This is a genomic window from Paenibacillus sp. 01L418 (genome assembly GCF_056400045.1).
On sequence record NZ_JBFTSN010000337.1, the window covers coordinates 1 to 9007 of the forward strand.

A 9007-nucleotide genomic window follows, 5' to 3' on the forward strand; every position below is an offset into this window, starting at 1 on the left:
TTCAAAGGTTATCTAACCTTTGAGCACGGAACCTCTTGCTTTTTTTACGCTTGTTTAGCCTCGTATATGGAACGGCCTTGCGCCCAAGTCTGTTGAACCTGCATTTGCGAGTCAATCCATACAAGATCAGCTTGTTTGCCGCTCGTAATTGTACCTGTACGGTCGCTGATGCCAAGCTGTTTTGCTGCATTGCCACTAGCCAACCGACTAATTTCAGAAAGCGATAGGTTGGTATGCTCATGGATAAAGCGTACGGCACCAATCATCGTTAAACAGCTGCCTGCTAGGGCGTTGCCATCTTTTAATCTTGCTTCGCCGTTTTTTACGATGACGGCTAAGCCTCCGAGACTATATTCGCCTTCCGGCATGCCTGCTGCTGCCATCGCATCTGTGATCAGTATAACCTTATCTAAAGGTTTAGCAGCGAGCACCAAACGAATTGCAGCAGGATGCACGTGAATACCATCGGCTATGAGCTCGGCCACAATTCGGTCATCGGTCAATACAGCTCCTAGCGTTCCGGGCTCACGGTGATGCAGACCACGCATTGCATTATAGGTATGAACAGCCTGCGTAAGGCCAGCATCAGCAGCAGCGATCACTTCATCATAGACAGCATCCGTATGCCCGCAGGCTGTGACGATCCCTTGCTCAGCAAGCCAAGCGATGGTCTCAATCGCACCGCTTTTCTCAGGAGCCAGTGTAAGCTGACGGAGAAGATCGGGCCACTTGGCATGCCATTGCTGCATCCATTCCAGCTGAGGTGTTTTAATATAAGCTGGGTTTTGAGCGCCTGGCCATGCCTCGCTTATGAACGGGCCTTCCAAATGTACGCCATACAAGGCTGCGTAAGGCATTTCACTGCTGCGGTAATCTGCAACGGCATGCAATACGTCTTCAATTGCTTCCTTAGGAGCAGTCATCGTTGTAGCAAGCATGCCTGTCGTACCTTGTGAGGCATGGAATTTAGTAATGGTGTCAAAGCTTTCACGGCTGGCATCCATAAAATCCGCACCAAATCCACCGTGAACATGCACATCAATAAAACCAGGAAGCAGCCAGCCTCCCTTTCCGTCTATAGACAACTGTGCATCTGAAGCCTCATTTGCTGCCTCGTTGTCATCTTGGGCAATAATTTTTGCAATTTTCCCATCTTGTACAAAAACACTGCCGTTAACTATCCCATCTTCAAGCACGATATTTACGTTGTGGATGAACCAGTTTGCAGAGTTTAGGGTCATTTAACTTAACATCCTTCCCGCCTCGCGGTCTAGTAGAACAATGACGCGCGCATGAGTTTGCAGCAATGAAGCCGGTACGTTAGTCGTAATTGGACCAGTCAATGCTTCTTTTACAATTTCTGCTTTGTCAGCACCACGAACAGCCAGCACGATCGTATTAGCTTTTAAAATAGAGCCAACACCCATCGTAATTGCATACTCAGGTACTTCATCCATAGAATCGAAGAAACGAGCATTTGCTTCACGCGTTTCCTCTTTTAATTTAACAACGTGAGTGCCGCCAGAAAGATTAACATCAGGCTCATTGAATCCAATATGACCGTTGTGGCCTAGACCAAGCAATTGAATATCTACTGGTCTTGCTTCTAGCATTGCATCGTAAGCATTCGATTCCAGCTCAACATCCGAAGCCATGCCATTTGGCAAATGGATTTGGTTCTCGGGAATATCGATGTGCGAGAACAGATGCTGCTTCATGTAGTAGGCGTAGCTTTGGTCGTTATCAGGCTTGATTCCGACATATTCATCCAAATTGAACGTTGTCACATCTTTAAAGCTAACGTTGTTTTGTTTATGCAGTTCTACTATTTTGTCATAAATTCCGATGGGTGTCGATCCTGTTGCAAGGCCTAGTACTGCATCTGGTTTCTCTTTAACGATACCTACAAATAATTCCGCAGCATAAGCATCTAATTCCTGTTGTGTATCAAATATAATCATTTCCATGTTTAGTCCCCCTATAAGGCTTTTGTTAGTTATATTTTATATGAATTTCGACGGTTTAACAAGATAAAATGATTGTAAAATTCAAATAAATGATTGTAAAAATCATTTATCTACTGAGCTAGCCGTCGCTTCTAACTCATCGGTCAGGCTCATATTTTTAGGATTGGGGTTAGTCTCTTTATAATGCCACATTTATTAGAAGAACTATTCTAGACGCCAGAGCGCATGCATCAGAATGGACGGATCAGCTTATGTGTCAATGTCGTGGAGTTGAGAGCGTGAATCAAAAAAATGTGCTAAACTAGTACATAGTTACTACGCTGAAAAGGTTATGAAGTGTAAAGTGCAAGCAGGCCTAATGGATACATATATGTTCAGCTTATTGATGAGGAAATTCACAAGTTGAATACGCAGGAATAGAAGATAGAGAAGCGAAACGTGAGCGGCGCTGCTATAAAAGGCGTTGGCCGTTTAAGCTTGGGAGGAACAAGCATGTCAGTAGATCAGCAAGCAGCAACTGCAAAGCGTAAAGGAGAACATATACGTATTTGCTTGCAGGAGCAAGTAAACAGCGTTGGCATTGAAACGGGCTTGGGGCGGTACCGCTTTAAGCATAATGCACTGCCTGAGCTTTCCTTCGCTGAAGTAAGCCTAAATACAGATTGGTTCGGCAAAAAGCTTGGAGCCCCACTGCTCGTTAGCTCCATGACTGGAGGAACGGATGAAGCAGGGGCTATTAATCGTCGATTGGCGGTTGTGGCAGAAACGAGGGGCTGGGCGATTGGGCTAGGCTCCATGCGCGCCGCAATAGAAAACGAACAGCTCGCAGCTTCGTTCTCCATACGGAAAGATGCGCCTACCGTACCGGTTATTGCTAACATTGGTGCGGTTCAGTTGAATTATGGTTTTGGTGTAGAATCATGCCGCAGAGCTGTAGACATTGCTGAAGCGGATGCGTTAGTCCTGCATCTCAACAGCATGCAAGAGGTGTTTCAACCCGAAGGAGATACCGATTTCCGCAATTTATTGGTTTCGATTGAGCAGGTTTGCAGGTCGCTTAATGTACCGGTTGGAGTAAAAGAAGTGGGCTGGGGCATTGATGCGGAAACAGCAGCAGCGCTTGTGGGTGCAGGCGTTTCCTTTATTGACGCTGCTGGAGCGGGTGGAACTTCATGGAGCCAAGTCGAGAAGTTTCGCTCCACCGATGATCTAAGAAGGCAAGCTGCTGAAGCATTCGCGGATTGGGGCATACCGACTGCTGAGAGTGTGACAGAAATTCGCGCTGCGCTTCCCGAGGCTAATATTATTGCAAGCGGAGGTTTGCGTACGGGTGTTGATGCTGCGAAAGCAATTGCGCTAGGCGCAAATCTTGCTGGCTTTGGACGCGTATTGCTGCCGCAAGCGGCTAGCAGCAGCAAGGAAATTTCGCAGGAGCAATTGCTGCAGCAATTCGAACGCATTGAGTTTGAAATGCGTACGGCGATGTTTGGCATTGGCGTTGGTACGGTTAATGAGCTGCGTCAAACAAACCGATTGATCCTAAAATAATAGTTAAATATCATTCGAGGTGAGCCAGAAGCAACAAGCTTCTGGCTCACCTCTTTTGTTTTTGGTGCTAACCCTATTTGATAATGCCTGTTCCTTCAATTTTTATATTGGCATTTACGATAAATTTAACGTTAGGGTAGATGGACTGCCACTGCTGCCAAGCCTCCTTACCAGGATGGGTAGCTCGATAGCGCAGTCCGAAACCTATGGGATCTACATTTGCTTTTTGGATTTTTTTGAGAAGCGCGAGGCAAGATTCAGCATATTCCTTATTTAAATTTTGCTCAATGGGCTGCCACTGATCTTCATATATGCCTTTTGGCGCTTCCTCAAATACGACCCTGATCTTCACATCAAGCGTGATCGTGTCTTGGCCGTTTTGCTTACCGAGTCGGAAATTTGAGTGCATATCCGTAATCGCAACGACTAAATCCAAGCCTTCAAACATGCCATGCATCGAAGATTTGGTGAAATCTTCCGCGAGCTGATTGTAAAGCTGCGATTCAGCTGGAGACAATATAAGCTTGACCTTTGTTTTGTCCAGCAGCGCTGTTCGGTTGATGACGAAGCTCTTTTTACCATCCTTTGTAATAACAGGCATCAGCGGATCGAGTCCTTCCTCGGAAGCACGCCTAGCGAAGTCTGATAACGTTTCTACGTAAGTATAGGATGACTCGGTTCCGTCAGCTCCAAAGCTTAAAAAAAGCGTGTTGCCCGGATAACGCTCGGACACAGGCTTTATTTTCAGCAGTGATTCCGCGTCCGGTTTCCCGATAGCAATATCGGCGACACTTTGGATATCTCTTCTCCGCGACATCCATTGCAATATTTCCGTATAGTTTTGGCGGGCAATCTTCTCACCAATGAGAAACACTTTGCAATGCCCGAAATCCAGCTCCTTGTCGACGTAGGATTTCAACATTCGAATGCCTTCTGCGACGGTTTCTGTATCAATGGTCTCGATCTGCGTTTTCGATGCGCCAGGCTCGATCTTTGGAGACGGAACAGCAAGCAGCAGGGAAAGACGAAACGGTTTTTTCTCATTATCTGAAGCATCTATGCCAAGAGCGACCACGAAGAATCGTTTGTCGATATCCTTGAACCCGCAGCCGCCAAGCAAACCAAGAGAGAGGATTAACAAAAAGACTCGAAAGGTGATGCTCATACGGCTTTGGACCTCCTTTTGCTAAGCACGAACACCCAAACGACGATTAATATTTCCACGAAAAATCGGACAATGAGCCAATAGGTAGTAATGATCATGTTCATCTTTTCGTTCGTCAGCATGAGATATAGGATGGAGAGCAATGCAAAAATGCCGACGATGACATAGTTGGACATCGGTGTTTTGAGACTATCAAACTCCGGCCTATAGCTTGGAAAACAAGATTTCACAAACTCCATCGCCTGATGCCAGCCGGACATCGTATAAACGAGAGTTAGGTTCAAAAAAACGATTAGAAAAAGAAACAACACACGTTCAATAAAGCCGTATTGCATAAGCAGGGAATCAGCGGTCTGGCTCCATATGTAAATGTATTGGTTTACGCCTTCCGTTCCATGAAAACCAATGGGCACAAAAAATGTAATCAATAAAATAACAGCGCCGGCTATCGGATAGATAAAGCGGAATTTAAAACGGAAATTTGGTGGAAATAGCCGATTGAACAATGAAAGATTAATATAACCGGTAAAAATGAACGTAGAGGCTGCAATGCAGGTCAATGTAGGCATTTCCGTTATGTAGTTGGCTACGACATGAATCGCATCCCAATTAAGCTGATTGCTTCGTACGGCTTTAAACAATATAAAGATGATGAWTGGAGCATTTACGATCATGCCGATTTCAACGATGAACATTACTGAGAGGGTTGAACGTGTGGCAGCATAACCGCAGGCAATGACGAGCATGGCTAGAATAATATTCGCATCCGCGTCTGGATTGAAAAAACGATTAATAAGAATGGCGTAGGCAACAACAACGATAGTCGTTGCAAACCACCACATAACTGAAAAAAATAACATGGAGACCGTAACGAGCCATTGCGGAGAATGTAGCTTTAATATCTCAGGCAATCCTTTTCCCGGATAACGAGCCATTGCACTTGTATACATATAGACGAGTATCGTACCAATAACAATCCCGACCACAATAGAAGATACGGCACCGGTATAGCGATATTGAATAAGGATATGTGGGACATACAGCAATAGATTAATGAAACTCACGAGTATAAAGTTGTAATAGAAATAACGGTTCATTTAATCTTCACCTGCCCCACATCGCCTTCTAACGGCCTTAGTTTTCCGAAAATACGCATATATGGCTTGCCAAAGCTTCTTAGGCTGCATAAATAAGTGATATAGATAAACAAACCAACGGCTACTCCAGTGATGCCAAAGAAAATAGAGATTCCGATTAGCGGATACTTTAAAAAACGGACAGCAAATGACAGCGAATTGACAGGAATAACGAAATTCGAAATAGCTACGACTGACGTTACGATAATCATAATGCTGCTTACGAGACCAGCTTGCTGAGCGGCTTGTCCTAGAATAAGTCCTCCAACGGTTGTAGCCGTGGAGCCGATGTACCTGGGCAAGCGAATGCTTGCCTCGATTAGTGTTTCGATCATAAAGAGCATAATAAATACTTCTATGAACGATGGATAAGGAACAGCAGAACGGCTGCCTGCAATGGAGAAAGCAAGCTGCACGCGAAACAGCTCTGGATTATAGGAGACAACGGAAATATAGAGAGCAGGCAAAGTGATTGTGAGCAAAGTTGAAGTGTAACGAAGGAAGATAAGAAAACGAGTCATCCAATAGGAGTCGTAATCATCCTCTACTGCGTGCATGAAATCAAAAAAAGTGGACGGCAAAATAAGAGCGAACATGTTTCCCTTTACGAGAATGATTATTTTCCCTTTGGAAATCGCACTGGTAATGCGGTCAGGACGTTCTGTAATAAGAATAGTTGGAAACAAATGCTTGCGATTGCCGACTAACAGCTTCTCAAGCTCACCAGCGGATTGAAGCATTTCCACGTTAATCGTTGTTAACTTTGTACGTACATTATCAAGTACGGTAGGATCTACACGTCTCTGATCAAATAAGGCGAACACGGGTGTTTGGGACAATGTTCCAATTGTATGCTCTTCTACCGAAAGATCGGGGGAAGGGTACATGCCGCGGATCAGATTGAGTGATATATTTATATTTTCGCTTAATGCGATCTGAGGGCCCTGAATAGCACTTTCCACTTGTGTTTGTGAATTCTCAATACAGATGACACGTTCAGCTTTGAATGAATAGACGACTTCATTTGCTTGAATCAGGACATGCCCGCGCAGAAGAAGACTTTGCCACATAGCGACATCTTCCAGTATTTCATAATCGGGATTTGTATCCAGCTGAGCTTGAAACGAATATTCCTCTTTTATAAAAGGGACGATAATGAAATCGCTTATTTTTTTCTCTTCGCATAACGGTTCGATATAGGCGACTTCGATACTCATTTCGCTATTTTCCAAAATGATCGCTTGGCTAGAGCTGGCGGAAGGTTCTCATGTACTTGATATAGGCTGTGGAATGGGAAGGCATTCACTCGCTTTAGCAAATCTTGGCTACACCGTTACAGGTATGGATTTATCGACTGCATTGCTTGATGAAGCTCATCGTCATGATGAAGATGGACTTGTTGAATGGGTTAAAGGGGATATGCGGGAGCTGCCGTTTGAGGCGGAGCGTTTTGACGCGACTGTCAATTTATTTACCTCATTTGGCTATTTCACAGCAGAGGAAGATAATGTGAGCGTGCTTCGGCATATTCGGAGAGTGCTGCGTACAGACGGTTGTTTTTTAATCGATTTCCTTAATCCTATTTATGTGGCTCAAACCTTGGTGCCCCGATCGGAACGTATCGATGAGGAGACAGGTCTGCTTATACAAGAGGCAAGATCCATTGCAAATGGTTGGGTGCAGAAGGGCATTTCAATCTTCAATCCGGAAAAAGAAGAGAAGCCAAGACAGTATTTAGAACAGGTAAGGCTGTACAACCTAGACTGGTTCGAAAACAATCTAGATGCTTGCAGTCTTAGGATAGACAAGCTGTACGGCAATTACGATGGTTCGAAATACGATCCAGAGGCTTCTCCGCGAATGATTATGACAGGGAGAGCTAAAAGATGATATTTGAAAACAAGGATTCAAGCAGCATGCCGTCTTCAAATGAACAGGAGTCTTTACATACGGTTTCGTGGCAGGAAGGATGGCTGCAGGTAAAGGTCCCGGTTCCCTTTTCCCTCAAGTGGGTTAATAGCTATCTTATACCCGAAGAACAGGGATATACGCTCATTGATCCGGGACTGCGAACGGACGAAGCCATTCAGGTATGGGATAAAGTCTTGCAGCATCATAACCTGGAGTGGAGCAATGTTACAAGAATCATTTTGACGCATCAGCATCCCGATCATTATGGCCTCGCTGGTTATGTGCAAGAGAGAAGCGGGGCGCCTGTATTTATTTCACGCAGGGCACATGACTATGCGATTAGGCTGTGGGGAGAAAAAAGTGAGTTCGGCGAGCAGCTGCAGGCTCTATATGCGAAGCATGGTATGCCGATTCAGCATAGAGAGGCTATTGCGCAAAATCTTGAAACCTTTGTGGAGATGGTATCCCCTCAACCAGAGGTAACCTATATCGAAGCGGGAGATCAAATCATAATTGGCGGAATGAGCTGGCTTCTAATTGACGCGCCTGGTCATGCAAATGGTCAGCTATGTTTCTATCAGAAAGAACGCAAATGGATGGTATGCGGAGATCAGGTGATGCCTCATATTACCCCGAATGTGAGCATAGTGCCCGGTGAGGATGGCGATCCATTGGAAGCATTTCTGGGCAGCTTGCAGGAGCTTGCTCATTATGAGGTTCAATTGGCTTTTCCAGGACATCGGGATCCTTTTACCGATTTCCATGGCAGGATATTGGAGCTGCAGCAGCATCATATACGGAGGTTAGACAAAATGGTTCGGATGCTCGAAGAAGAGCCCCGCACTGCCTATGGCATGTGCGAGGCTCTATTCGGCAATCGTCTGAACGGGAATGCGCATCAGCTGAGATTTGCAATGTCGGAGACACTTGCGCATTTGGTATATTTGGAGCGTCAAGCTCGAATCTTTTTTACTGAAAAAGATGGCTTTTATAATTATTTTGCGATCACCGCTTAACGATCACGGAATTCCTGCGGGGTAATGCCGTATCGATCTTTGAACACCTTTATGAAATAACTCGTTTTCAAATAACCGACTTTAGCTGCTATCTCGTAAATTTTGTCTGTTGTCGTGCGAAGCATATGCGCTGCCGTCTCCATTTTCAATCTGGATAAGTAGTCGCTTATGCCTTCGCCGGTTTCCAGCTTATATATTTTTGACAAGTAGGACGGATTCAGAAATACATGGGAAGCAATCGATTGCAGTGAAGCGTCTTCTAAA

General features: G+C 45.0%; 9 protein-coding genes. 3 read left to right on the plus strand and 6 right to left on the minus strand.

Annotated features, from left to right (window positions below; all coding sequences use genetic code 11):
* Positions 1-44: 44 nt before the first annotated feature.
* Together nagA and nagB are read right to left on the minus strand one after the other, a co-directional pair.
* Positions 45-1241: an N-acetylglucosamine-6-phosphate deacetylase gene (gene nagA / locus AC1DSE_RS26770; protein ID WP_477528459.1), complete on the minus strand. Its 1197-nt coding sequence runs from the start codon at positions 1239-1241 to the stop codon at positions 45-47.
* A complete protein-coding gene (gene nagB, locus AC1DSE_RS26775) occupies positions 1242-1967 on the minus strand; it encodes a glucosamine-6-phosphate deaminase (protein WP_076267784.1) in 726 nt (241 codons plus the stop codon). It abuts the gene before it with no gap.
* A 492-nt stretch (positions 1968-2459) separates the two neighbouring features.
* Here nagB and fni point away from each other — a divergent pair, with 492 nt between their 5' ends.
* Positions 2460-3515 carry a type 2 isopentenyl-diphosphate Delta-isomerase gene (gene fni / locus AC1DSE_RS26780; RefSeq protein WP_477511004.1) on the plus strand — a complete coding sequence of 352 codons (1056 nt, stop codon included), beginning with the start codon at positions 2460-2462 and terminating at the stop codon, positions 3513-3515.
* Between the two features lie 73 nt (positions 3516-3588).
* On the opposite strand, the gene AC1DSE_RS26785 is transcribed toward fni, so the two are convergent.
* Genes AC1DSE_RS26785 through AC1DSE_RS26795 form a run of 3 tightly spaced genes read right to left on the minus strand, consistent with a single transcriptional unit; the run spans position 3589 to position 7033 of the window.
* Complete coding sequence (locus tag AC1DSE_RS26785; protein ID WP_477511003.1) at positions 3589-4680, minus strand: Ger(x)C family spore germination protein; 1092 nt, start codon at positions 4678-4680, stop codon at positions 3589-3591.
* Entirely contained in the window at positions 4677-5777 is a 1101-nt protein-coding gene (locus AC1DSE_RS26790; RefSeq protein WP_477528460.1) for a GerAB/ArcD/ProY family transporter, read from the minus strand. Before AC1DSE_RS26790 ends, AC1DSE_RS26785 begins: the two co-directional genes overlap by 4 nt.
* A complete protein-coding gene (locus AC1DSE_RS26795; protein WP_477528461.1) occupies positions 5774-7033 on the minus strand; it encodes a spore germination protein in 1260 nt (419 codons plus the stop codon). Before AC1DSE_RS26795 ends, AC1DSE_RS26790 begins: the two co-directional genes overlap by 4 nt.
* Positions 7034-7049: 16 nt before the next feature.
* Between AC1DSE_RS26795 and AC1DSE_RS26800 the strand changes: the two genes are divergently transcribed.
* The gene (locus tag AC1DSE_RS26800) at positions 7050-7706 is read left to right on the plus strand and encodes a class I SAM-dependent methyltransferase (RefSeq protein WP_477528462.1); all 657 of its coding nucleotides are present in this window, start codon (positions 7050-7052) and stop codon (positions 7704-7706) included.
* Entirely contained in the window at positions 7703-8743 is a 1041-nt protein-coding gene (locus tag AC1DSE_RS26805; protein WP_477511000.1) for an MBL fold metallo-hydrolase, read from the plus strand. Before AC1DSE_RS26800 ends, AC1DSE_RS26805 begins: the two co-directional genes overlap by 4 nt.
* Here AC1DSE_RS26805 and AC1DSE_RS26810 read toward each other — a convergent pair.
* Positions 8740-9007 (minus strand): helix-turn-helix transcriptional regulator (locus tag AC1DSE_RS26810; RefSeq protein ID WP_477528463.1); only part of this gene is annotated, 268 nt, incomplete at its 5' end. The two genes, AC1DSE_RS26805 and AC1DSE_RS26810, sit on opposite strands and share 4 nt — an antisense overlap.

What these genes read in the sequence shown, in the direction of transcription:
- nagA (WP_477528459.1), bottom strand. Translation starts at nt 1,241, where the DNA reads ATGACCCTAAACTCTGCAAACTGGTTCATCCACAACGTAAATATCGTG.
- nagB (WP_076267784.1), bottom strand. Translation starts at nt 1,967, where the DNA reads ATGGAAATGATTATATTTGATACACAACAGGAATTAGATGCTTATGCT.
- fni (WP_477511004.1), top strand. Translation starts at nt 2,460, where the DNA reads ATGTCAGTAGATCAGCAAGCAGCAACTGCAAAGCGTAAAGGAGAACAT.
- AC1DSE_RS26785 (WP_477511003.1), bottom strand. Translation starts at nt 4,680, where the DNA reads ATGAGCATCACCTTTCGAGTCTTTTTGTTAATCCTCTCTCTTGGTTTG.
- AC1DSE_RS26795 (WP_477528461.1), bottom strand. Translation starts at nt 7,033, where the DNA reads ATGAGTATCGAAGTCGCCTATATCGAACCGTTATGCGAAGAGAAAAAA.
- AC1DSE_RS26800 (WP_477528462.1), top strand. Translation starts at nt 7,050, where the DNA reads ATGATCGCTTGGCTAGAGCTGGCGGAAGGTTCTCATGTACTTGATATA.
- AC1DSE_RS26805 (WP_477511000.1), top strand. Translation starts at nt 7,703, where the DNA reads ATGATATTTGAAAACAAGGATTCAAGCAGCATGCCGTCTTCAAATGAA.